This is a genomic window from Erythrobacter westpacificensis (assembly GCF_039542285.1).
GTDB classification, from domain to species: Bacteria; Pseudomonadota; Alphaproteobacteria; order Sphingomonadales; family Sphingomonadaceae; genus Alteraurantiacibacter; species Alteraurantiacibacter westpacificensis.
This window is the reverse complement of sequence record NZ_BAABHV010000017.1, coordinates 31,136-53,439: the sequence shown is the minus strand read 5'-3', so window position 1 is coordinate 53,439 and position 22,304 is coordinate 31,136. Positions and strand designations below refer to the sequence as shown.

At 64.1% G+C, this 22,304-nt stretch carries 21 protein-coding genes; 6 read left to right on the top strand and 15 right to left on the bottom strand.

Going from position 1 to position 22,304, the window contains the following annotated elements:
* Positions 1-68: 68 nt before the first annotated feature.
* Together ABFX23_RS11170 and aroB are read left to right on the top strand one after the other, a co-directional pair.
* Positions 69-644, top strand: a complete 576-nt coding sequence (locus ABFX23_RS11170; RefSeq protein ID WP_346033129.1) for a shikimate kinase — start codon at positions 69-71, stop codon at positions 642-644.
* The gene (aroB, locus tag ABFX23_RS11165; RefSeq protein ID WP_346033128.1) at positions 635-1,744 is read left to right on the top strand and encodes a 3-dehydroquinate synthase; all 1,110 of its coding nucleotides are present in this window, start codon (positions 635-637) and stop codon (positions 1,742-1,744) included. The genes ABFX23_RS11170 and aroB overlap by 10 nt, the downstream gene beginning before the upstream one ends.
* Here aroB and ABFX23_RS11160 read toward each other — a convergent pair.
* The 7 genes from ABFX23_RS11160 to ABFX23_RS11130 all read right to left on the bottom strand — a co-directional run bounded on the left by ABFX23_RS11160 (position 1,741) and on the right by ABFX23_RS11130 (position 8,978).
* Positions 1,741-2,268 carry a DUF421 domain-containing protein gene (locus ABFX23_RS11160; RefSeq protein ID WP_346033127.1) on the bottom strand — a complete coding sequence of 176 codons (528 nt, stop codon included), beginning with the start codon at positions 2,266-2,268 and terminating at the stop codon, positions 1,741-1,743. The genes aroB and ABFX23_RS11160 overlap by 4 nt on opposite strands.
* Positions 2,269-2,303: 35 nt before the next feature.
* Positions 2,304-2,849, bottom strand: a complete 546-nt coding sequence (locus ABFX23_RS11155; protein WP_346033126.1) for a DUF421 domain-containing protein — start codon at positions 2,847-2,849, stop codon at positions 2,304-2,306.
* 32 nt (positions 2,850-2,881) lie between these two features.
* A complete protein-coding gene (locus ABFX23_RS11150; protein WP_346033125.1) occupies positions 2,882-3,331 on the bottom strand; it encodes a DUF488 domain-containing protein in 450 nt (149 codons plus the stop codon).
* Positions 3,332-3,384: 53 nt separating this feature from the next.
* Positions 3,385-4,917 carry an acyl-CoA carboxylase subunit beta gene (locus ABFX23_RS11145; protein ID WP_346033124.1) on the bottom strand — a complete coding sequence of 511 codons (1,533 nt, stop codon included), beginning with the start codon at positions 4,915-4,917 and terminating at the stop codon, positions 3,385-3,387.
* 75 nt (positions 4,918-4,992) lie between these two features.
* Positions 4,993-6,342 carry a glutathione-disulfide reductase gene (gene gorA, locus ABFX23_RS11140; RefSeq protein ID WP_346033123.1) on the bottom strand — a complete coding sequence of 450 codons (1,350 nt, stop codon included), beginning with the start codon at positions 6,340-6,342 and terminating at the stop codon, positions 4,993-4,995.
* Positions 6,343-6,485: 143 nt separating this feature from the next.
* Positions 6,486-7,502 (bottom strand): hypothetical protein, encoded by a 1,017-nt coding sequence (locus ABFX23_RS11135; protein WP_346033122.1) that lies wholly within the window; start codon positions 7,500-7,502, stop codon positions 6,486-6,488.
* A gap of 81 nt (positions 7,503-7,583) precedes the next feature.
* On the bottom strand, positions 7,584-8,978 hold the full coding sequence (locus ABFX23_RS11130; RefSeq protein ID WP_346033121.1) for a DEAD/DEAH box helicase: 1,395 nt from the start codon (positions 8,976-8,978) through the stop codon (positions 7,584-7,586).
* A 296-nt stretch (positions 8,979-9,274) separates the two neighbouring features.
* Between ABFX23_RS11130 and ABFX23_RS11125 the strand changes: the two genes are divergently transcribed.
* Positions 9,275-10,516, top strand: a complete 1,242-nt coding sequence (locus tag ABFX23_RS11125) for an NRAMP family divalent metal transporter (protein WP_346033120.1) — start codon at positions 9,275-9,277, stop codon at positions 10,514-10,516.
* 101 nt (positions 10,517-10,617) lie between these two features.
* Here the strand turns inward: ABFX23_RS11125 and ABFX23_RS11120 are convergent, their stop codons facing one another.
* On the bottom strand, positions 10,618-11,286 hold the full coding sequence (locus ABFX23_RS11120) for an EF-hand domain-containing protein (RefSeq protein WP_346033119.1): 669 nt from the start codon (positions 11,284-11,286) through the stop codon (positions 10,618-10,620).
* A 90-nt stretch (positions 11,287-11,376) separates the two neighbouring features.
* On the bottom strand, positions 11,377-12,885 hold the full coding sequence (gene pgi, locus ABFX23_RS11115; protein WP_346033392.1) for a glucose-6-phosphate isomerase: 1,509 nt from the start codon (positions 12,883-12,885) through the stop codon (positions 11,377-11,379).
* Positions 12,886-13,126: 241 nt separating this feature from the next.
* Between pgi and lepB the strand changes: the two genes are divergently transcribed.
* Genes lepB through era form a run of 3 tightly spaced genes read left to right on the top strand, consistent with a single transcriptional unit; the run spans position 13,127 to position 15,494 of the window.
* A complete protein-coding gene (gene lepB, locus ABFX23_RS11110) occupies positions 13,127-13,927 on the top strand; it encodes a signal peptidase I (RefSeq protein ID WP_346033118.1) in 801 nt (266 codons plus the stop codon).
* The gene (rnc, locus tag ABFX23_RS11105) at positions 13,924-14,595 is read left to right on the top strand and encodes a ribonuclease III (RefSeq protein ID WP_346033117.1); all 672 of its coding nucleotides are present in this window, start codon (positions 13,924-13,926) and stop codon (positions 14,593-14,595) included. Before lepB ends, rnc begins: the two co-directional genes overlap by 4 nt.
* Complete coding sequence (gene era, locus ABFX23_RS11100) at positions 14,592-15,494, top strand: GTPase Era (RefSeq protein ID WP_346033116.1); 903 nt, start codon at positions 14,592-14,594, stop codon at positions 15,492-15,494. The genes rnc and era overlap by 4 nt, the downstream gene beginning before the upstream one ends.
* 350 nt (positions 15,495-15,844) lie before the next feature.
* Here era and ABFX23_RS11095 read toward each other — a convergent pair whose 3' ends face one another.
* From ABFX23_RS11095 to plsY, 6 genes are all read right to left on the bottom strand, one after another.
* Positions 15,845-17,251 (bottom strand): MFS transporter, encoded by a 1,407-nt coding sequence (locus ABFX23_RS11095; protein ID WP_346033115.1) that lies wholly within the window; start codon positions 17,249-17,251, stop codon positions 15,845-15,847.
* Between the two features lie 60 nt (positions 17,252-17,311).
* On the bottom strand, positions 17,312-17,494 hold the full coding sequence (locus tag ABFX23_RS11090) for a hypothetical protein (RefSeq protein WP_346033114.1): 183 nt from the start codon (positions 17,492-17,494) through the stop codon (positions 17,312-17,314).
* Positions 17,494-20,073, bottom strand: coding sequence for a type I DNA topoisomerase (gene topA / locus ABFX23_RS11085; protein ID WP_346033113.1), 2,580 nt, complete (start codon positions 20,071-20,073; stop codon positions 17,494-17,496). Before topA ends, ABFX23_RS11090 begins: the two co-directional genes overlap by 1 nt.
* A gap of 87 nt (positions 20,074-20,160) precedes the next feature.
* Positions 20,161-20,532 carry a hypothetical protein gene (locus ABFX23_RS11080; protein ID WP_346033112.1) on the bottom strand — a complete coding sequence of 124 codons (372 nt, stop codon included), beginning with the start codon at positions 20,530-20,532 and terminating at the stop codon, positions 20,161-20,163.
* On the bottom strand, positions 20,525-21,622 hold the full coding sequence (gene dprA, locus ABFX23_RS11075) for a DNA-processing protein DprA (RefSeq protein ID WP_346033111.1): 1,098 nt from the start codon (positions 21,620-21,622) through the stop codon (positions 20,525-20,527). The genes ABFX23_RS11080 and dprA overlap by 8 nt, the downstream gene beginning before the upstream one ends.
* Complete coding sequence (gene plsY, locus ABFX23_RS11070) at positions 21,619-22,218, bottom strand: glycerol-3-phosphate 1-O-acyltransferase PlsY (protein WP_346033110.1); 600 nt, start codon at positions 22,216-22,218, stop codon at positions 21,619-21,621. The genes dprA and plsY overlap by 4 nt, the downstream gene beginning before the upstream one ends.
* Positions 22,219-22,304: the final 86 nt, after the last annotated feature.

Genomic DNA, 22,304 nt, shown 5'->3' with positions numbered 1-22,304 from the left:
TTCCCTTGGCCACCACAAAGCGGCTCATGCTTGCCAGCGCGACTAGCCCAACTATAGGCCTTGCGGCAATGACCATTGCCACGCCCTTGCCCGATGATGCGACGATCCGCTCCATTCGCGGTCGCCTGACGCGCCCGATCGTGCTGGTGGGCATGATGGGCGTGGGCAAGAGCACCGTTGGCCGCAAGCTTGCCAGCACGCTGGGGCTGCACTTCGTCGATGCGGACGACGAGATCGCCGAAGCTGCCAACATGTCCATCCCCGAAATCTTCGACCAGTTCGGCGAACCCTATTTCCGCAACGGTGAGCGCCGCGTGATCGCGCGACTGCTGGAAGACGAAGGCAGCGAATGCGTGATCGCCACGGGCGGCGGTGCCTTCGTGCAGGACGATACGCGCGACCTTATCCTGCGAAACGGGCTCGCTGTCTGGCTGGACAGCGATATCGACACGCTGGTGGAGCGCGTCGGCCGCAACGACAAGCGCCCGCTGCTTCGCGGCGGCAACGCGCGGGAAATCATCACGCGCATGAAGGCAGAGCGGGAGCCAGCCTATGCGAAGGCTCCCCTACACGTCACCACCAGCGCCGGCCCGCATCTGCAGGCCGTGGCACGCATACTAGAGGAACTCGACAAATGGCTGTGATCCGCGTTGAACTGGCCGGGCGCGGCTATGATGTTCAGGTCGGCCACGGGTTGCTGGGCGATGCCGGATCGCTGGCGAAGGACTTCATCCGCAAGGATCGCGTCGCCGCCGTGGCCGATCGCAATTCGCACGCCGCCCATGGCGAGCATCTGGAGACAGCGCTTGGCGCGACAGGCGTAGGCGTCGACTGGTTCATTACCGAGCCGGGCGAAGGCGCGAAGAGCTGGGGCGTGCTGGAAAAACTGGTCGACTGGCTGCTGGAGCGCGGGATCGAGCGCGGCGACCACATTTTCGCGTTGGGCGGCGGCGTGGTGGGGGACCTCACCGGCTTTGCCGCCGCCGTGCTGAAGCGCGGATGCGGGTTCGTGCAGGTTCCCACGACCCTGCTGGCGCAGGTCGACAGCAGCGTTGGCGGCAAGACGGCGATCAACACCTCGGCGGGCAAGAACCTGGTGGGTGCGTTCCACCAACCCGCGCTGGTGCTGGCCGATACGGCAACGCTGGGCACGCTTCCCCCGCGCGAGATGGGCGCAGGCTATGCCGAGGTCATCAAGTACGGCATCCTCGGCGATGCGGATTTCTTCGCCTGGTGCGAGGCGAACGGCGCGAAAGTGACCGCGCGCGATCCCCAAGCGCTGCAATATGCCGTTACAGAGAGCGTGAAGGCCAAGGCCCGTATCGTCGCCGAGGACGAACGCGAGACGACCGGCACGCGCGCACTGCTCAACCTTGGCCACACCTTCGGCCATGCGCTGGAGGCCGAGACGGGGTTTTCGGACAGGTTGCTGCACGGTGAAGCCGTGGCCTTGGGCATGGTGCTGGCAGCCCGCTATTCGGCGCGGCTGGACTACATCTCGCTGGACGATGCCGCCCGCGTCACCGCCGCGATCGACAAGGCGGGGCTGCGCTCAGAAATCGCCGCTCTCGGCATGAACTGCAGCGGCGCCGACCTTGCCGCCCACATGCTGCACGACAAGAAGATGGACGCAGGCACCCTGCCCTTTATCCTGCTGCGCGGCATTGGCGAGGCCTTTGTCGACAAGCAGGTGGACATGGCGGACATCGCCGCGTTCCTGGGCGAGCAGCTACAGGCGCACTAGCTTTCGGAAAGATCGTCACCCTTCAGCAGCGGCCTGAGGGCGCTGTACTGGGCGGCGGGCGGATCGACGATCACGGAGAGGCTGCCGTCGGTTTCCAGCACGACGGCGGCGATATCCTCGATCCGGCCATGCCCTTCCTTGCGCACGGCGGCCACCACCTCGTCCTGCGTCACTCGCTCCGCCTTCATCTCGTCCCGCAGGAATTCGCCATCCAGCAACAGCAGCCGCGCATCGGAGCGGATGACCTGCTTGAACCAGCCCAGTCTCACCGAGACGTAGGCCACCAGCCATTGCAGGAAGGCGAGGCTGATGAATGCCGCCAGCCCGTCCGCTATGGATAGGCTGCCAGTCAGCATTACCGAGGCCAGGATCGAGCCGAGCGCCACTGTCACGACAAGGTCGAAAATGTTGAGCTTGGCGATGCTGCGCTTGCCCGCGATTTGCAGAATGAAGATCAGCGCGAGATAGATCACCAGCGTGGTGAGCGCGATGGTGCCGATGTCCTGCCAGCTATCGAACCACATGTCTGCTCATCGCTCCCTTTCTGCCACGGGTTCGCCTAACGGGCGGGCTTCGCATTCGCGACCGGGTCCTCCGGAGCGCGCCGGACGTCTTTCATGGCGCTGCGCGTTTTGGCCTTGTCCCTGGCAATCACGCTGAAGGTGCCGTCGGTTTCCAGGATCACGGCGGCAATGTCCTCGTCATCACCAAAACCGTGATTGCGGATCTCGGCATGGACTTCCTGGCGCAGGATGCGTTCGTCGCGCATCGCCTTGTCGAGAAACTTGCCGTCGCTGAACAGCAGCCGCGGTTCGGACCGGATCAGGCGCTTGAACCATCTCGCCCGCAGGCTGAGCCAGGCGACGAACCATTGCAATCCGCACAGCACGGCGAAGGCAAGCGCGCCTTCGGCATAGGACACGTCCTTGCTCAGCATGATGGACGCCAGCGTGGACCCCAGCGCCACCGTCACCACCAGATCGAAGATGTTCAGCTTGGCCAGCGAGCGCTTGCCCACGCCGCGCAGGATCAGGATCAGGGTGGTATAGATGGCAACCGTGATGATCAGCACGCGCCACAGGTCTGACCAGGTATCGAACCACATGCTCTCTTTACGCACGAGGCGGCGTTACGGTCCTAAGTCGGTAGCTGCGGATGCAGGTGAACGACCTCTGCTTGCGGAAATCCGTGCTCGATCAGGAGCGAGCGATGGCACTTTTCCGCCTCTCCGCAATAGCACAGCAGACAGGTGCGTTTCTCGGCGGCAAGCGCCTGTATCTCGGCCATCTGCGCCAGTGCCTCGGGCAATTCGAGCTGGCCCTCGTAGACGCGGCGCAAGGTCGCGTAATCACCCTTGCGCGCGGCATCGCGCCCCTCCTTGGGCGTGCCGAGATGCTTGAAGTGGGCGTAGGCGATTCCCGCTTCCTCCACCGCCGCCTTGAGCGAGTTTTTTGAGAACCCCGCCCGGCGCGAGAGCGGCAAGGCGCGGATATCGGCGAGGAGTTCGATCTCCGCCTCACGCAAGGCGGCGATCAGCGCATTCTGCGTGGCGTGGGCGTAGCCGATGGTGGTGAGTTGCTTCGTCACACTCCCCCAACCCCTTCATGCCGGACTCGATCCGGCGTCCCGCAAGCGAATGCTTACAACGGCAAGTTATCGTGTTTCTTCCAAGGGTTCTCGAGCTTCTTGCCCGCAAGTTTGCGTAGCCCCAGCGCGATGCGGCGGCGGGTGGAGTGGGGGTAGATCACCTCGTCGATGTAGCCGCGCGATGCCGCGACGAAGGGGTTGGCGAAGCGGTCTTCGTATTCCTTCGTCTTCTCGGCGATCTTCTCGGGGTTGTCGCGGTCCTGGCGGAAGATGATCTCCACCGCGCCTTTCGCGCCCATCACGGCGATCTCGGCGGTGGGCCAGGCGTAGTTGAGATCACCGCGCAAGTGCTTCGATGCCATCACGTCGTAGGCACCGCCATAGGCCTTGCGGGTGATCACGGTGATCTTGGGCACGGTCGCCTCGGCATAGGCGAACAGCAGCTTCGCCCCGTGCTTGATGATGCCGTTGTGCTCCTGGCTGGTGCCGGGAAGGAAGCCGGGCACGTCCACGAAGGTCACGATCGGAATACTGAAGGCGTCGCAGAACCGCACGAAGCGCGCGGCCTTGCGGCTGGCGTCGATATCCAGCACGCCAGCGAGCACCATCGGCTGGTTGGCGACGAAGCCCACGGGCTTGCCCTCGATCCGCCCGAAGCCGGTGATGATGTTCGCGCCGTGCTTGGGCTGGATTTCGAAGAAGTTGCCGTCGTCCACCACCTTACGGATCAGTTCGTGCATGTCATAGGGCATGTTGGAACTGGCGGGGATCAGCGTGTCGAGGCTGTCCTCCACGCGGTCCCACGGATCGTCGGTCGGCAGTTCGGGCAGCGGATCGCGGTTGCTCTCCGGCACGAAGCCGATCAGTTCGCGCGCGGCCAGCAGCGCCTCGATATCGTTCTCCAGCGCAAGGTCGGCAACGCTCGTCTTGGTGGTGTGCACCACCGCGCCGCCCAGGTCTTCCTGCGTCACTTCCTCGTTGGTGACGGTCTTCACCACGTCCGGCCCGGTCACGAACATGTAGGAGCTGTCCTTCACCATGAAGATGAAGTCCGTCATGGCCGGCGAATAGACCGCCCCGCCCGCGCACGGCCCCATGATGAGGCTGAGCTGCGGGATGACGCCCGATGCCAGCACGTTCTTCTGGAACACCTCGGCATAGCCGCCGAGGCTGGCCACGCCCTCCTGGATGCGCGCCCCGCCGCTGTCGTTCAAGCCGATCACCGGCGCGCCGACTTTCATGGCGTTGTCCATCACCTTGCAGATTTTCTCCGCGTGGCGCTTCGACAGACTGCCGCCGAACACGGTAAAGTCCTGGCTGAACACGTAGACAAGCCGCCCGTTGATCGTGCCGCTGCCGGTCACGACGCCATCGCCCGGAATCTTCTGGTCCTGCATTCCGAAATCGACGCAGTCGTGCTCGACATAGGTATCGAGTTCCTCGAAACTGCCTTCGTCCAGCAGCACGTCGAGCCGCTCGCGCGCGGTCAGCTTGCCCTTGGCATGCTGGGCATCGATGCGCTTCTGGCCCCCACCCATGCGGGCAGCTTCACGGCGGCGTTCCATTTCGGCGATATTGGCGGACAAGTCGGCTCTCCTTCACTTGGCAAAAGCCGTTGCACGAGAAACGGTTTCGGTCAAATCGGCGCTGGCGGCAGAAGCCTAGCGCATCAGCACCAGTTCTTCCGCCATTGTCGGGTGAATCGCCGTGGTCGCGTCGAAATCGGCCTTGGTCAGCCCGGCCTTCACCGCGATGGCGGCGGCCTGCATCATCTCCGGCGCGTCGGGCGCGATCATGTGGATGCCCACGATCTTGCCGTTCTCGCCGTCGCAGATCATCTTGATCAGGCTGCGTTCGTTACGGCCCGCCAGCACGTTCTTCATCGGGCGGAAATCGCTGAGGTAGACCTTCACGCTGCCCAGCTTGTTCTTCGCTTCGCCCTCCGTCATGCCAACGGCGGCGATGGGCGGGTGGCTGAAAACGGCGCTGGGGACGCAGCTGTGGTCCACCGCCACGGGATCGCCATCGCCGAACACGCTGTCGGCAAAGGCCTGCCCCTCGCGGATCGCCACGGGCGTCAGTTGCACGCGGTCGGTCACGTCGCCCACGGCATAGATGTGGTCGACATTGGTCTTGCTGAACCGGTCGACCTTCACCTCGCCGTTTTCGCCCAGTTCGACGCCTGCGTTTTCCAGTCCCAGGTCCTTCGTATTGGGGACCCGGCCCACGGCGAACATCACCAGATCCGCTTTCTCCTCGTCGGAATCGGAAAGCTTCACGAAATAGCCGCCTTCATCGCACGGCTTGATGTATTCGAAGGTGGTGTTGAAGCGGAACTTGATGCCCTTCATCGTCGAAATTTGCAGCAACCTGTCCCGCACGCCCTCATCGTAAGAGCGCAGCAGGCGGTCGCCGCGATTGATGACGTGAACGTCGCAGCCGAACTCGTTGAAAATGCCCGCAAACTCATTGGCGATATAGCCGCCGCCCGCGATCAGGATCTTCTTCGGCAATTCGTCCAGGTGAAATGCCTCGTTGGAACTGATCGCGTGCTCCGCGCCCTCGCAGGTGGGCATGCGCGGATGGGCGCCGGTTGCGATCAGGATATATTTCGCCGTGTATTTCGTGCCATCGGCGAGCGTGACCTCGTGCGGGCCGGTGACGGTGGCGCGCTGCTTGAAAATCTGGACGTCGTGGTTCTCCAGCGTGTCCGTGTAGGCGCCCTCCAGCCGGTCGACATCGTTCAGCACGTTATCGCGCAGCTTCTTCCAGTCGAAAGTCTTGCCCTCGATCTCCCAGCCGAATTTCTGGCAATCCTCCAGGTCCTCCGCGAAATGCGCGCCGTAGACGAGCATCTTCTTGGGCACGCAGCCCCGGATCACGCATGTGCCCCCGACGCGGTGCTCTTCCGCGATTGCCACTTTCGCGCCGTGGGCGGCAGAAACGCGGCTGGCGCGCACTCCGCCGGAGCCTGCACCGATGGTGAAGAGGTCAAAGTCGTAGTCGGACATGGGCGAGGGAAACTCCTGCTTGTGGCAATTTCGTAAGGTCCATGGCCATACGTTCGCCGTGGGGCAAGGGTTTCAAGTTTTGGGTTTCAGGTTTGGGTTTTCAGGCTTGGGGTTTCAAGTTCGCTGCTGCTGGACGCTGGCCGTCAGCTTTCGATCATGAGGCCGTGGTTGGCCAGCATCTGCCAGCTTGGCCCCACATGCATGGCCACCAGTGCTTCTGGCGCGATGCCGCCGAGATTCCTCAGCACGCGGCTGATGGTATCGACCTTCTCCTTCTCACCTTCGCGAAGCGCCACAAGCACGTCCGGACCGTGGGTCAACCGTTCCTGGAACAGCAGCGAGGTATCGAGCGAATTGAAGTCGAAACCGATGAAGGCAAGACGGCGCGCGTTCGCCAGTCCCGCCTGCAGGGAAGCCTTCAGTTGGCGATCCTCGGAAAACTCGCTGGCGGTGCGAATGCCCTCGGCAACCTTGAACAGGGCCTTCGGATTGTCCGCGCCCCATTCAGCCTCCTCATCGGACCCGGTCTGCCATTCGAGCCGGCCGGCACGGCCGTAGGGCTGCACGACCTTCAGCTTCTCCGCGCACAGGTCCTGCGCTTCGGTGATCGGCATGCCGAAACCGGAATGGAGCACCCACGGCATGTAATGCTCGATGGAGCGGTCGCAGTTGAAATTGACGATATGCAGGTTGTCGAAACAGTGCTCTGCGCGGGAGCGGGAGACCCCGTCCACCACCATGTAACCGAGCTGGAACAGCCAGTTTTCGGACCCGCGGAATGGCATGTCGCCCGGATCGCGCGGTTCTGCCTCCATCGCGGACTGGCGCTCTGCCTGCAAGGTGAAATGCGCAATGGCCAGCTTGCCCGCGGCCTTCACGTGCTTGTCCTCGCCGTGCTGCTGCAACAGCGCGTGGATCGAACTGGAAAGACGAGAGCCGGCGCGAATGCGCATCCCGGCATCGCGCAGGTTCTCACCTTCGCCCTTCACCCGTTTGAAAAGCTTGTCGAATTGCTCGATCTCCGGCGTTGCCAGGTCGCTGCCGAGCCGCTGGAAATCGAAGCCTTGCGCGATCTTGCCCAGCATCTCGCGCTGGCCCAGCAGTTCCACTTCGGCCGCGGCACCTGCGCCAACGACAATAGCGGTCTTCGTCCTGATCATACGTAGCCTTATCCCTCGCGCGCTCCAGTACGAAAGTGTCCTAGAGCGCGCGTGGTTAAGATTAGGCTATCCTTGGCATTCTTATCCTTGCGAGGAACCCTGCGAACGGCCGCGACCGCCGCGACGCTGGCCGCGGTTCGGACGACCACCGCCCTGACCTTGGCCACCACCGGGCTTGCCACCGCGACGACGGTTGCCGCTACCGCGATTGCCCTGCGGCTTGTCGTTCAGGCGGTCGGCCGAGGCACCGCGCGGCTTGGGCTTCACCCGCTGGCGCGGCTGGCGCGGTTCGGGCTTGGTCGGCCCGACGCCTTCCACCACGGCGCGGAAATTGTCCGGCAGCGGCAGGCGCTCGAAGCTGGCGTCGGTCTGCTTGTTGATGTCCTTGAGGTAAGCGCGTTCGTCCTCGGCGCAGAAGGCAATCGCCACCCCGTCGGCACCCGCACGCGCGGTGCGGCCGATGCGGTGGACGTACTGCTCGGGCACGTTGGGCAGCTCGTAGTTGATCACGTGGCTGACGCCGGGAATGTCGATCCCGCGCGCGGCAACGTCGGTCGCGACGAGAACGGGCGTCTTGGCGGACTTGAACTCGCTCAGCGCGCGTTCGCGCTGCGGCTGGCTCTTGTTGCCGTGGATGGCGTTGGCGGGGATGCCGCGCTGGCCCAGCTTCTTCACCACGCGGTCCGCGCCGTGCTTGGTGCGAGTGAAGATCAGCACGCGCTCGAACTCGCCCGGCGTCGGGTGCTTTTCGAGCAGGATCATCTCCAGCAGCGTCTGCTTCTCGTCCTGCTGCACCATGAACAGGTACTGGTCGATCCGCTCCGCCGTGCTGGAGGCAGGGGTTACGGATACCTGCACCGGGTCGTTGCAATAGCCGCTCACCAGCTCCTTGATCTGCTTGGGCATCGTGGCGCTGAAGAACAGCGTCTGGCGATCGGCCGGGGCCAGCTCGCGGATGCGGCGCAAGGCGTGGATGAAGCCCAGGTCCAGCATCTGGTCGGCTTCGTCCAGCACCAGGATCTCGAGGCCAGAGAGGTTGAAGGCCTTCTGGTCGATCAGGTCGAGCAGGCGGCCCGGCGTTGCCACCAGGATATCGCAGCCGCGGTGCAGCTTGTTGCGATCCTTGTTCACCGACGTGCCGCCGACGATGGAATGCACCTTCAGGCCCGCCAGCGCGCCGTAGTCCTTGGCGCTCTGGGCGATCTGCCCGGCCAGTTCGCGCGTCGGGGCGAGCACCAGCATGCGGCAGGACTTGAAGGGAATGTTGTTATCGGCCTTGCGCAGGTTGTCGATGCTGGGAAGCATGAAAGCCGCGGTCTTGCCGGTGCCCGTCTGCGCGATGCCCAGAAGGTCGCGCCCTTCCAGCACGGGCGAGATGGCCTGTGCCTGGATGGGCGTGGGTTCCTTGTAGCCCTGCATGTCGAGGGCCTGCATCACCGGCTGCGACAGCCCGAGATCGGAAAATTGGATAGTCATTATACGTGTTTAACTCGCAATATATGCGACAGGCACGCAGCCTGCACGGCGCGCGCCATCGCGGGGTTTGAAAACCGCCCGCGTGAAAAGGGAAGCTTTGGAAAAAGGACCGAAGGGCTGCCGGGGTGGGATTTGTCTCGTCCACCGCTTCACGCTGGCGCGCGCTTCGATGGGCGGCATGTGGTGAAGAGCGGGCGATAAGTCAATCGGTTTCACGCGCAGACGACGCGATTCCGGTTGCCTCGGGGGCCGGATCGGCGCAGCATTCGAGAAGGGAATTGGGGGAGTGACGCACGGTGCAAGCATCGATACTGCGGCGGATGGCCGGGCCGGGCCTGCTGTTCACCGGTGCTGCCATCGGCACCTCCCACCTCGTCCAGTCGACGCGTGCGGGCGCCATGTTCGGGGCGGCGCTCATCATCGTGATCGTGCTCGCCAACCTGCTCAAGTACCCCGCCTTCCGCTTCGGCGTGGATTTCAGCCATGCCCGGCGAGCGTCGCTGCTGACCGGCTATCGCGAGCTGGGGATGTGGGCGCTGGCGCTGTTTCTCGTGACGGTGATCCCGCTGGTGCCGATCGTCTGGGCGGCGCTGGCGGCGGCGACGGCGGGGATCGTGGCAGCCGTCTTCGGCCTGACCATCTCCATGCCCGCGCTTGCGTCCATCGTGCTGGTGACGGCGTCGGCCCTTCTGCTGGTGGGCGGCTATCGCCTGCTGGACCGGGTGAACGCGGTGATGCTGGCCTTCCTCGTCATCTCCACCCTCATCACCACCGCGATGGTGCTGCCCCGCGTCGAATGGGGCACGCTTGCCGACTTCGCCTGGACGCAGGAAACGATGGCCTTGCTGTTCATCGTGGCCCTGGCCGGCTTCATGCCCAACCCGATGGACGTTTCCGTCATCGTATCCGTGTGGAAAGTGGAGGCAGATCGCAGCCTGCCGCCCGAAGCCCACCCGGGGATCGAGGAAGCGCGGGCGACCTTCCGCTGGCCCTACGTGATGACGGCATTCATGGCCGTATGCTTCTGCATCATGGGCGCGGGCGTCATGCATTCGCAGGCCATCGCGCCTGTCAGCGATGCGCCGGGCTTTGCTGCGCAACTGATCGGCCTTTACCGCGAGGCCTTGGGTCCGGGCGCCGCTGTCCTCGCTTCGATTGCCGCGCTCTCGGTGATGCTGACCACGGTGATCGCCGCGCTCGACGCCTATTGCCGCGCGGTGCCCGTGGCGCTGGCCGTGTGGCAAGGACGCGAGGAGCAGAGCACCACGAGGCGCGGATACCTCTACGCCTGCATCATCCTGGTGGGCCTTGCCGTGGTCGCGCTATTCACCCTGATGCGCGAATTCACGGTGTTTCTCGACTTCGTGACGTCAGCCACCTTCGTCGTCGCCCCGATGATTGCGCTGCTGAACCTGCTGGTGGTGACACGGTGCGACATGCCTGACGAGGCGCGCCCCGGCGCCGCGATGAAGGCGCTATGCATTGCGGCAATCGCTGTGATGATGGCGCTGGCCATCATGTATTTCGTGCTGCTCTAGGTCGGCCGTCCGGCCACCGGCTCGCACTCTTCGCCCCCACAAGAACAAGGGGCGGCGGAATCGCTTCCGCCGCCCCCAGCGTGACGAACTTCTCTAATGGATCAGGCAACCCGGCCGGAATTGCGGGCATCCTGGAACTCTTCCTGCGACAGGTAGGAATCCCCGTCGTCATCGAAGTAGAAGAAGGTCTGTCCCGCTTCGTTGATCTCGTCCTGCGTCAGGTGCGGACCGAGTGCATCGTTCGGTTCGGGCGGATTGGGATTGGTCGGCAGTGCCCAGATCGCATATTCGGCGACCGAGAGCTGGCCGTCGTCGTTGCGGTCGAGGTAGCTGAAGTCCATCGCGCTGCGCGCGGGCATCGAGGAGCCGGACGAAGCGGACATGGCATCGCCATCGTCCATCGACGCGCCGCCGGACATGGCGTCGCCTTCGGACATGCTATCGCTCTCCATCGAACCCGAACCGGACATCGCGCCGTCTTCCATCGAGCCCGACTGCATCGAGCCATCGGCCATGCCACCGCCCGAATTCATTTCGGATTGCATGTCCGCCATGTTGGCGTCGTATTCATCGCTCACCGCCTGGCGGTCCATCGCGTCGTAGTTGGCCTGCTGTTCTTCGTTCAGTTCGCCGCCCACGGGATATGGCTCGTCCTCGTCGACGATCTCGTCGATATCGTCGACAGGAGTATTCTCGACGTCTTCGGAGCCGCACGCGGCAAGACCGAGTACGGCGGCGGAGGCCATCGTGGCCATCAGCATCTTTCTCATGTTTCTTCCTTCCATTCGTTACATCGGCGCAACGCATGGCGGGAACGATCTATCCGAAAAAGTTGTCAGTTATCCGAGCGGTAGGGCGCGCTACCCCAGTCCGGACACTTTCAGAAGCGCTTCGGTGCTGGCATCGAACCGCTCCCCGCCCTTCTCGATCTTCTTCGCGATTTCCTTGCCCAGCTCCACGCCGAACTGGTCGAAAGGGTTGATGTCCAGCATCACGGCAGCGGCGAACACGCGGTGTTCGTGGAAGGCGATCAGCGCGCCGAAAGTGGTCGCATCCAGATCGTCGCACAGGATCGTGGCCGAAGGGCGGTTGCCGGGATAGTTGCGGTGCGGGTCGTCGCTCTGCTTGCCCGCCATCAGCGCGGCGCCTTGCGCAAAACAATTCATCAGCAGGATGTGATGGTGGGCGCTGTCCAGCATGTCGCCCGGCTCGATGCTGGCGATGAAGTCTATCGGTACCATGTGCGTGCCCTGGTGCAGCAACTGGAACACGGCATGCTGCGCATCGGTGCCCACACCGCCCCAGGTGATCGGCGCGGTCGGGCCGCTCGGCTCCCCGTGCACGGTCACGCGCTTGCCGTTCGATTCCATTTCCAGCTGTTGCAGGTAGTCGGGCAGCAGGCGCAGCCGCTCGTCATAGGCGAAAACGGCGCGCGTCTGGCAGCCGCGCAGGCGCAGGTAGAACAGGTCCGAAAAAGCGGCGCGCAGCGGCAGGTTGGCCCGCCCGTCGGTGTCGCGGAAATGCCGGTCCATCGCGGCGGCCCCGTCCAGCATGGCCTGGAAATCGTCCCACCCGATGGCTATGGCGATGGGAAAGCCGATGGAGGACCACAGCGAATAGCGCCCGCCCACGCTTTCCGCGAAAGGCAGGATGCGCGTCTCGTCCACGCCCCACTCCACGGCCTTTTCAGGATAAGCGGTGAGCGCGATCACGCGGCCCGTGGGATCGGAAACGCCGTTGTCCGCCAGCCACTTCAGCGCCGAGTGGGCGTTGGTCATGGTCTCGATGGTGGTGAAGGTCTTGGAGGCGACCGCGATCAGCGTGGTGGCCGGATCGCAGGCGGCGAAGGCTTCTTCCAGCGCGACGCCATCGATATTGGAGACGACGTGAACGTCGACCTTCGGGTCGTCACGCCCCAGCGCGTCCACGGCCAGCGCCGGGCCGAGCGCGCTGCCGCCGATGCCGACGTGGATCAGGTGCTTCACCTCGCCCAGCGCGCCTTCGTGGATCGCGCCGACGAGCAGCTTCATGCGCTCTCGCAGGGCTTCTGCCTCCTCGACGCTGGCATCCTGCCCCACCCCGCGCAGGGCGGAGTGTTCCGCGGCGCGGTTTTCCGTTGGGTTCACCACTTCGCCGCCGAACAGCCTGTCGCGCATTTCGCCGAAGTCGGATGCCTCTGCCAGAGCTTCGAACTCGGCCAGCAGCTCGTCGGTCAGGTGGGTTTTCGACCAGTCGAAACGGATGCCCACTTCGCCAAGCTCGATCCGCCCGGTCAGCTTGTCCACGCGGTCCGGATCGGCGGCGAAAAGCTCCTCCAGCGTGGGGTCGGGATGCAGGGCCAGGGCGTTCCAGGCTTCGTCGCGGGTCATGCTCACTGGGGGCGATTCCTTTCCTACCGGTTCTTCGCATGGCTAGGCCCTCGCGCCATGAATGGAAACCGCAAATCGGGGCTTTTTTGTGCATTTGCGAAGACGGGTGGGAGAGGCGCTGTTTTCTCCTTCAGGACAGTGTTCCAGGTGTTCCACATTAGACCGTCCGCATCGGCCATCCGTCGACTTTTGGGAAGGCGGCGCTTGACGCGCGCGCCCTCTCGCAACAAGACCGCCGCCGATGACAGACAATGTAACCCCGCGCGAAGTGGTGGAGCCGAAAAAGGCCAAACCGGAAGAAAAGGAAGACTGGAAGAGCTTCGGCTGGTTCCTGATCAAGCTGGTGATCGTGGTGCTGCTGTTCCGCACCTTCGTCTTCACCAGCTTCAACATTCCTTCCGAATCCATGATGCCCCGCCTGCTGGTGGGCGACTACCTGTTCGCGCAGAAGTGGTCCTACGGCTACTCGCGCTACTCGCTGCCGTTCGACGTGGACGTGGGCGAGGGCCGGGTGTTCGCCAGCCTGCCGGAGCATGGCGACGTTGCCATCTTCAAGCATCCCATCGACAAGAGCGACTACATCAAGCGCGTGATCGGCCTGCCCGGCGACACCGTGCAGATGGTGGACGGCCAGCTGGTGCTGAACGGTGAGCCGGTGCCGAAAGAGCGGATCGAGGATTTCGTGGTCGAACTGCCTGTGGGTGAGCGCTGCTATTCCGGCCGCTTCGCTATGCAGACAGAGACCGGCATGCCCGCCTGCCGCTATCCGCAGTACCGCGAAACGCTGCCCAACGGCGTCAGCTACAACGTGCTGGACCTCGGCATAGTGGGCGTGGACAACACCCCGCCCGTCGTCGTGCCCGATGGCCACGTGTTCATGATGGGCGACAACCGCGATAACTCGCAGGACAGCCGCCGTCCGTCGGTCTCCGGCGGCTGGGTGGGCCTGGTGCCGACCGAGAACCTCGTGGCCGAAGCCAGCTTCATGTACTGGTCGTGGGGCAACGGCGTGCGCTGGAACCGGATCTTCGAAGGCATATGAGCACGCTCGAACCCGCCACGCGCAAATGGCTGGAGAACCACGGCTTCACCGTGAAGGACGAGGCGCTGTGGCACGAGGCGCTGACCCACGGCAGCCTTGGCGAGGCGAAGGATTACGATCGGCTCGAGTTCCTCGGCGACCGCGTCCTGGGCCTCACCATCGCCGACTGGCTCTACGCCCACTCCAACAGCGCCGAAGGCAAGCTGGCGCAGCGGCTTAACGCGCTCGTCAGCAAGCAGACCTGCGCCGGCCGCGCCCGCACGATCGGCACCAGCGAACACGTGCGCATGGGCAAGCAGGCGCGCGAGGACGGCGCGCAGGATAGCGACAACGTGCTGGGCGACATCATGGAATCGCTGATCGGCGCGAACTTCCTCGAAGCCGGTTTCGATCCCACGAGCGCCTTGATCCGCGACCTCTGGCGCGAAGTGTTCGACGGCGAAACGGGGCGCCGCAAGCATCCCAAGAGCGCGCTTCAGGAATGGGCCGCCGGGAACCAGCGGCGCCCGCCGGAATACTCCGTCACCGACACCTCCGGCCCCGATCACAACCGCCGCTACACCGTGCAGGTCAGCGTTCACAAGGTCGGCGCGGTCGAAGCGACGGCCAGCGGCAAGCGCGAGGCAGAAACCGAAGCCGCGCGGCTTTTCATGGAGAAATACGGATGACGCAGTCCGAACAGAAATGCGGTCTTGTCGCCGTGATCGGCGCGCCCAACGCGGGCAAGTCCACCCTGGTGAACCAGCTCGTCGGCCAGAAGGTCGCCATCACCAGCGCCAAGGCGCAGACCACTCGCGCGCGCCTGCTGGGCATTGCCCTCTTGGATAACGTGCAGATGATCCTGGTCGACACGCCCGGCATCTTCGAGCCGAAACGCCGCCTCGACCGCGCGATGGTGAGCGCTGCGTGGGAAGGCGCGGTGGAAGCCGATGCCGTGTTGCTGGTGGTGGACCCCGTGAAGCAGCGCCGCCACGAACTGATGCCGCTGGTGGAGCAGTTGAAGGACCGCAAGGAGCGCAAGATCCTCGTCCTAAACAAGGTCGATGTCTCCAAGAAAGAGCCGCTGCTGGAACTGGCGCAGGAGCTCACCCAGCTCGCCGATTTCAGCGAGGTGTTCTTCGTCTCTGCCCTCACCGGCGACGGCGTGCCCGAACTTAAACAGCAGCTCGCCTCGCTGATGCCGGAAGGCCCGTGGCACTACCCGGAAGATCAGGTCTCCGACGCCAGCGAGCGCCTGCTGGCCGCCGAAGTAACGCGCGAACAGCTCTACCAGCAGTTGCACGACGAATTGCCCTACGATGCCGCCGTGCGCCCCGAAAGCTACACCCAGCGTCCCGACGGCAGTGTTGAAGTGCGCCAGCAGATCGTGATCTCGCGCGATAGCCAGAAGCCCATCGTGCTGGGCAAGCAGGGCAGCCGCATCAAGGCCATTGGCGAGGCAGCGCGCAAGGAACTGTCGGAAATGCTGGGCGTGAAGGTCCATCTCTTCCTCCACGTGAAAGTGGACGAGAAATGGGCCGAGAACCGCGAGGTCTACGAGGAAATCGGGCTGGACTGGGTGAAGTGATAATTTCACTAAGATACGAACGCCTGCGGTTCTGGGTTTCCTTCATTTTGGTCTATATCCCATTTGTCTTGGCATTTGGCGGTGCGTTTGTTCTTATGAGCTTCGATGTGACGGATGCAGTTGCCGTGGGGTACGCGCTTGGACTTCTGGTTTCGATTTTTTTGGTTATGCTAAGCTTCTTTGTCCTGGCAGTCTTATCCTTCCTTAGGTGTCGCAATTGTAACGAGCGCTACTTCACACTCATGCTACCCTTCGCAATTTGGCCGATAGACCGCAAATGTGTGAGCTGCGGCTACAAGGATGCCGCAAGGTTACGGTGACACTCAAATCTCTTGCTTCTAAAGCAACAGTTACCCGTTCGCCGGATTGTCCCGCTGCGAGAAGCGCAGCACGCTCGCCATCGCTGCCACCACCGCCAGCGCGCAGCTGACGTAGAGCGGGGTCGGGCCGAGGCCCAGACCGCTGGCCAGCACGATGCCGATCACGACTGCCGCCATCGTCTGACCGAACAGGCGCGAGGTGGAGAGCAGGCCGCCTGCCGCCGCGGCCCGATCACGCGGCGCGCGGCCGATCAGCAGGCGCGAATTGGGGCTGAAGAACAGGCCGAAGCCGAGCGCCGTCAGGCTGAGACGCCAGGCGATGCCCCACTCGCCCGGCTGATCGGGCATGGTGGCGAGCAGCAGCAGCCCGACAATCGCGATGCTCATGCCCGTCACGCCCAGCTTTGTGGCCGCGATCCGGTCCGACGCCCAGCCAGAGATGGGCGAGACGACAAGCATTGTCAGCGGGAACGGCAGCAGCAGCAGGCCAACGGTCTGCGGATCGTAGCCCATGCCGATCTCCAGACGGAACGGCAGGCCCAGCATCAGCGCGCCCGCGGCAATGAAACTGCAGAAATTGGCGAGTGCCGAAAGGCCCAGGACCGGCTTCGAAAGCAGGTCGACCGGAAACACCGGAGCATCCCGCCGCCGTTCGCGCCGGATCAGCAGCAGCAGCAGGACCACGCCTGCAACGAATGTCGCAATGCCCCAGCCCAGCGCGTCGTGCGTGCCGAGCTGGATGCCGCCCACCAGGAACAGCATGGTCAACGCGCTCAGCACGGCGCTGCGCCACTTCGGGGGTTGCTCTCGCGGTTCGGGATCGGGAAGCGATCGGCCCATCAGGAGCGAGACGACAGCCATCGGCGCGGCGGCCACGAACACGATCTGCCACGGCAGGTTGCCGACGATGTAGCCGCCCAGTGTTGGCGCCAGCGCAGCGGAACTCGCCACGATCACGGAGTTGACGCCCATGCCCGTACCCAGCTTGCTGGCCGGGTATATCTGGCGCAGCATCGCCGCCGATACGCTCAATGCCATTGCAGCACCGAGGCCCTGCACGGCGCGCAGCAGCAGCAGGACGGTGAAACTTTCGACAAAGAAGCAGGCAGCGGAAGCGACCATGAACAGCCCCTGCCCTGCCTGGTAGAGCGTCCTGTGTCCGAGCCGATCTCCGAGAGAGGAGAATGGCAGGAGCAGCATCACCAGCACGAGCTGGTAGACCGTCACGACGTTGGTAACGGCCGCCTCGCTGACCGAGAGTTCACGGGCGATGGTGGGCAGCGCGACGTTGGCAATCGCACCGTCAATCACCAGCAGCGCGGTGCCGAAGCTGATTGCGGCAATCGCCCACCACCGGCGCGGCGTGGGTAAGCCCGCGTGATCATCCGCGACCTTCCTCGTCTGCGGAGTGTGGGAGAATGTGCCGTGGCGCTGCATCGCCACCATGTGCGACCGAGTTGAGAATTGTGCAAGTGCGAAAAAGTCCGCAGTCTGCGTTCAGCGCTTCTTGGCTATGGCGATCTTGTTCTTCTTGGCAAAGTCCCGCGTCGATTCCTCGTTGCGGTTCAAAGCCTTGGCGATCTGCTTCAGCCCCTGCCCCTTGCCGGCCAGCAGTTTAAGCTTGCCCGCCTCTTCACCGTTCCAGGGCTGCTTGTGGCGTTCGAACTGCTCCTTCGCCATCAGCTTTCCTCGGTCGCCTTCGCCGACGCCTTCTTCGGGGCCGCTTTCTTCTTGGCCGGTGCCTTCTTCTTCGCGGCGGTCTTCTTCTTTGCAGGAGCCTTGCGCTTCTTTTTCGCCGGCCCCTTTGCTGCCTTCGCCGCGATCAGCTCCAGCGCCTGTTCAAGCGTAAGCTGGTCCTTGTCGGTATCCTTGGGGATGGTTGCGTTCGTGGTGCCGTCGGTGACGTAGGCACCATAGCGGCCGTCCATCAGCTTGATCTCGTCGCCCGCGTCGTTCTTGCCGAACACCTTCAGCGGTTCGCGGCTGCCGCGCCCACCACCCTTGCGGTTGGCCGATTGCGCCAGCAGGTCCACCGCGCGGTTCATGCCGATCTCGAAGATCTCGGCGGTGTTCTGCAGCTTGCCGTAGGTGCCCTCGTGACGAACAGCGGGGCCATAGCGCCACAGGCCCGCCTCGATATCCTTGCCGGTATCGGGATGCTGCCCGACGACGCGCGGCAAGGCGAGCAGCTTCAGCGCCCATTCCAGGTCGAAATCGTCGATATCCTTCGGGATGGAGGCGCGCTTTGCGTCCTTGCCCTCGCCCAGTTGCACGTAGGGGCCGAAGCGACCGGTCTTGCGCTCCACCGGCAGGCCGGTTTCGGGATCTTCGCCCATTACGCCATCGTTGCTGCCGTCCTCGCCGCCCGGCTGGCCGAACTTGCGACGGAAATTGCATTCCGGATAGTTCACGCAGCCGATGAAGGCGCCGTAGCGGCCACCGCGCAGGTGCAGTTCGCCCCCTTCGCGGCCCTGCTCGGCACACAAGGGGCACCAGCGCGGGTGGTGGCCATCTTCACGTTCGGGAAAGAGGAAATCTTCGAGGAAGGTGTCGAGCACCTCGGTCACTTCCGAAGGCTGGCGCTCCATCACCTCGTCGCTCTTGGGCTTGAAGTCGCGCCAGAAGTTTTCCAGCAGCGTCTTGTACTGGAAGCGCCCGCCGGAAACCTCGTCCAGCTCGTCCTCCATCTCCGCCGTAAAGTCGTAGGCAACATAGCGGGGGAAGAAGCGCTCGAGAAATGCTGTCAGAAGCCTGCCCGAATCCTCTGCAAAGAAACGGTTTTTCTCCATTCGCACGTAATCGCGATCACGTAGCGTCTGGATGGTGGATGCGTAAGTAGACGGACGCCCGATACCCAGTTCCTCAAGCCGCTTCACCAGCGATGCCTCGCTAAAACGCGGCGGCGGCTGGGTGAAGTGCTGGGTCGCCTCGACCGCCTTCTTCGCCGGGCTGTCGCCCTTGCGCATCATCGGCAGCAGGTTGTCGTCGTCCTCTTCCGATTTCTCGTCGAAGCTTTCGGAATAGACCGCCAGGAAGCCGGGGAACTTCACCACCTGCCCGGTGGCGCGGAGCTCGTGCTTGCCGGTCGCCTCACGCAGGGTGACAGTGGTGCGCTCCAGTTGCGCGGTGGCCATCTGGCTCGCCATCGCGCGCTTGTAGATCAGTTCGTAAAGCTTGGCTTCGTCGCCCGACCCGGCGCGATCCTTGCTGAAATTGGTGGGCCGGATCGCCTCGTGGGCTTCCTGCGCGTTCTTCGCCTTGGTGGAATAGAAGCGCGGCTTTTCCGGGCGATAGTCATCGGAGAACCGCTCCGCGATCGCATCGCGGCAGGCCATGATCGCGCTCATGTCCATCTGCACACCGTCGGTACGCATGTAGGTGATCGCGCCCGCTTCGTACAAGGTCTGGGCGCAGCGCATGGTGTGGCTGGCGGAGAAGCCCAGCTTGCGCGCGGCCTCCTGTTGCAGGGTGGAGGTGGTGAACGGCGGCGCGGGGTTGCGCTTCACCGGTTTGGTCTCGACTTCCTCGACCTTGAAATTGCCGTTCTCGACAGCAGCCTTCGCAGCATCGGCCGTGCCCTTGTCGCCGATGGAAAGCCGCTCCAGCTTCTTGCCGTCATAGCGGACGAGGCGCGCGTCGAACGCGGTGCCGTCTTCTTCCATCTTGGCGACCACGGACCAATATTCGTCCGCCCGGAACACCTCGATCTCTCGCTCGCGTTCGCAGATCAGGCGCAGCGCCACGGACTGCACGCGGCCTGCCGATTTTGCACCCGGTAGCTTGCGCCACAGCACGGGCGAAAGGGTGAAACCGAACAGGTAATCCAGCGCCCGGCGCCCCAGGTATGCGTCGATCAGGTCCTGATCGAGCTCGCGCGGTTTCTTCATTGCCTCGGTCACGGCGGTCTTGGTGATGGCGTTGAAGGTGACGCGATCCACCTTGGTCGGCAGCGCCTTGCGCTTCTTCAGAAGCTCCATCACGTGCCAGCTGATCGCCTCGCCCTCGCGGTCGGGGTCAGTGGCGAGGATCAGGCGGTCGGCCTCCTTGGCGGCATCGGCGATCGCCTTCACCTGCGCCCGGTTGCGCTGGTCGGCATAGACCTCCCAGTCCATCGCGAAGTCCTCGTCCGGTCGCACCGAACCGTCCTTGGGCGGCAGGTCGCGAACATGGCCGTAGGAGGCGAGAACCTTGAAGTCCTTGCCGAGGTATTTTTCGATGGTTTTCGCCTTGGCGGGCGACTCAACGATGACGAGTTGCATTGTGACTGAACTATCCTGATGTCCGGCCCGGCAGCGCGAGCCTCACGTGTACGTACGCGCGAAGGTGGTGGCCCTTGGCCGGATTCGTCAAGCCGCCTTTCGCATCTTCAGCCACGCGGCAACGAAGAGCGCGGCGAAGACGAGATCCACCGCCCCGCCCAGCGCCATGTCGTCCGCCGCCTGCCCCTGCGACCAGAAAGCGAGCGCGGGAATGCCGAAGCTGACCTTCTCGAACACGGTCAGCGGCAGGAAAGCGGCGTAGCGCCGCGGGTCGCGGGCGATGACGAGGAACACGCCCTGAAAGACGAGCGCGATTCCGGCGAAGGCGAAATAGAGCAGCCGGTGGGGATCGGGCGCGTCGGTGAAGTAAAGGGCAGGCACGGCGAGGAAACCGTAGATCGCGGCTATGATATAGACGCGCCGCGCGAAAGTGACGGCGGAATTCGGCGTATCAGGCAAGGCTTACTCTCCCACCGGCGTGCCGCTCCAGCCGCCCGGCAATCTCCAGCTCCAGCAGCGCCATCTGCACCGCGCCCGGCGTCGTGCCGGACTGGCGGACCAATTCGTCAACCGCAACGGGCGCGCTGGAGAGGATGGCGGCGATGTCGTCTGCCGGAAGGTCCTCGTCGGCTTCGCTGAACGCGTAATCGAAAGCGGCTTCGCGCACGCTTGAGCGGGGCTGGCCGTCGAAGCCCGACAGCAGTTCGACCACGTCCTGCGGGGACTGCACAAGCACGGCGCCTTCGCGGATCAACTGGTTGCAACCGTGGGAGCGGGCGTCTGCCGGGTGGCCGGGAATGGCCATCACTTCACGCCCCGCCTCGCCTGCCAGCCTTGCGGTGATGAGCGAGCCGGACTTCGGCGCGGCTTCCACGACCAGGGTTCCGACGGCAAGCCCGGCGATGATGCGGTTGCGCTTGGGAAACTGCTGTCCGCGCGGCTCGGTTCCCGGCGGTTCTTCCGCGATCAGCAGGGCCTCGCTGGCGATCTGCTCCTGCAACTTGGCGTGCTGAGCGGGATAGGCGATGTCGATACCGCTGGCGATAACGCCGATGGTATTCGGGAAGGCGCCTTCGTGGCTGGCTCCGTCGATACCCTTGGCGAGGCCGGAGACGACCACGAAGCCCTCCGCCGCCAGTTCACGCGCAAAGTCTCGCGCCAGCTTCACTGCCGCGGCAGATGCGTTGCGAGCGCCGACCATCGCGACGCAGGGCCGCGAGGCCAGCGACAGGTCGCCGCGCATCGTAACGATAGGCGGCGCGCCGTCCATTGCAGCAAGATTGGCGGGATAGTCCGGCTGATCGTGGAACAGGTAGCGCGCCCCGGTCTTGCGCGCGGCCTGCACCTCGCGCTCGATCCTGTCGCGCGGGGCGGCCTTGTAGTTCCGCTTGGCACCGCGAGCGGCGAGGTCCGGCAACGCCTCGACAGCATCGCGGGCATTGCCGAAGCGGCGCAGGAGCTGGGCATAACTGACAGGCCCGATATTGGCCGAACGCAGCAGCTGGATGCGGGCAAACGCTTCCTCCTGCGACAGCTTTTCCGCGGTCACTTGCCCTGTCCGATCTTCGGCTCCTCACCGCGAACAAGGCGGCCGATGTTCGCGCGGTGCAGCCACAGCACGAGCACGGCGATGATCGCGAGCGCTGGGACGTAGGCAGCATATCCCAGGGCAGCGGCAGCGATTGCGGCGGCTATTACCGCGCACATCCCCGCCAGTGAACTGATGCGCGAAAGGTAGGCGACGGCGATCCAGACCAGTGCGTAAGCAAGCCCGATCGGCCATGTGAGACCGAACGAAACGCCGGCGTTCGTGGCAACGCCCTTTCCGCCCTTGAAGCGCAGCCAGATCGGGAAGCAGTGCCCCAGAACCGCGCCAAGGGCAGCGAGAGGGACGGGGCCTAGGGCAGTCTCCGGCTGGTCGAACATGGCCTTGGCAAGCAGGACTGGCACCAGCCCTTTCGCCAGATCGAGCAGCAGCGTTGCCGCAGCCAGCTTCTTCGATCCCGTCCGCAGCACGTTGGTCGCGCCGATGTTGCCGCTGCCGACGCTGCGGATGTCGCCCATGCCGCCCGCTTTGGCCAGCAGGAGGCCGAACGGGATCGAGCCGAAGGCATATCCCAGCAGCAATCCAAGAAACTGTTCCATCAATGCCCCATAACCGTTCGCCCCGAGCTTGTCGAAGGGCCGTCTTTTCCTCTAGTTGAGCGCCTAAGTGAAGTGCCCGGCTTCGA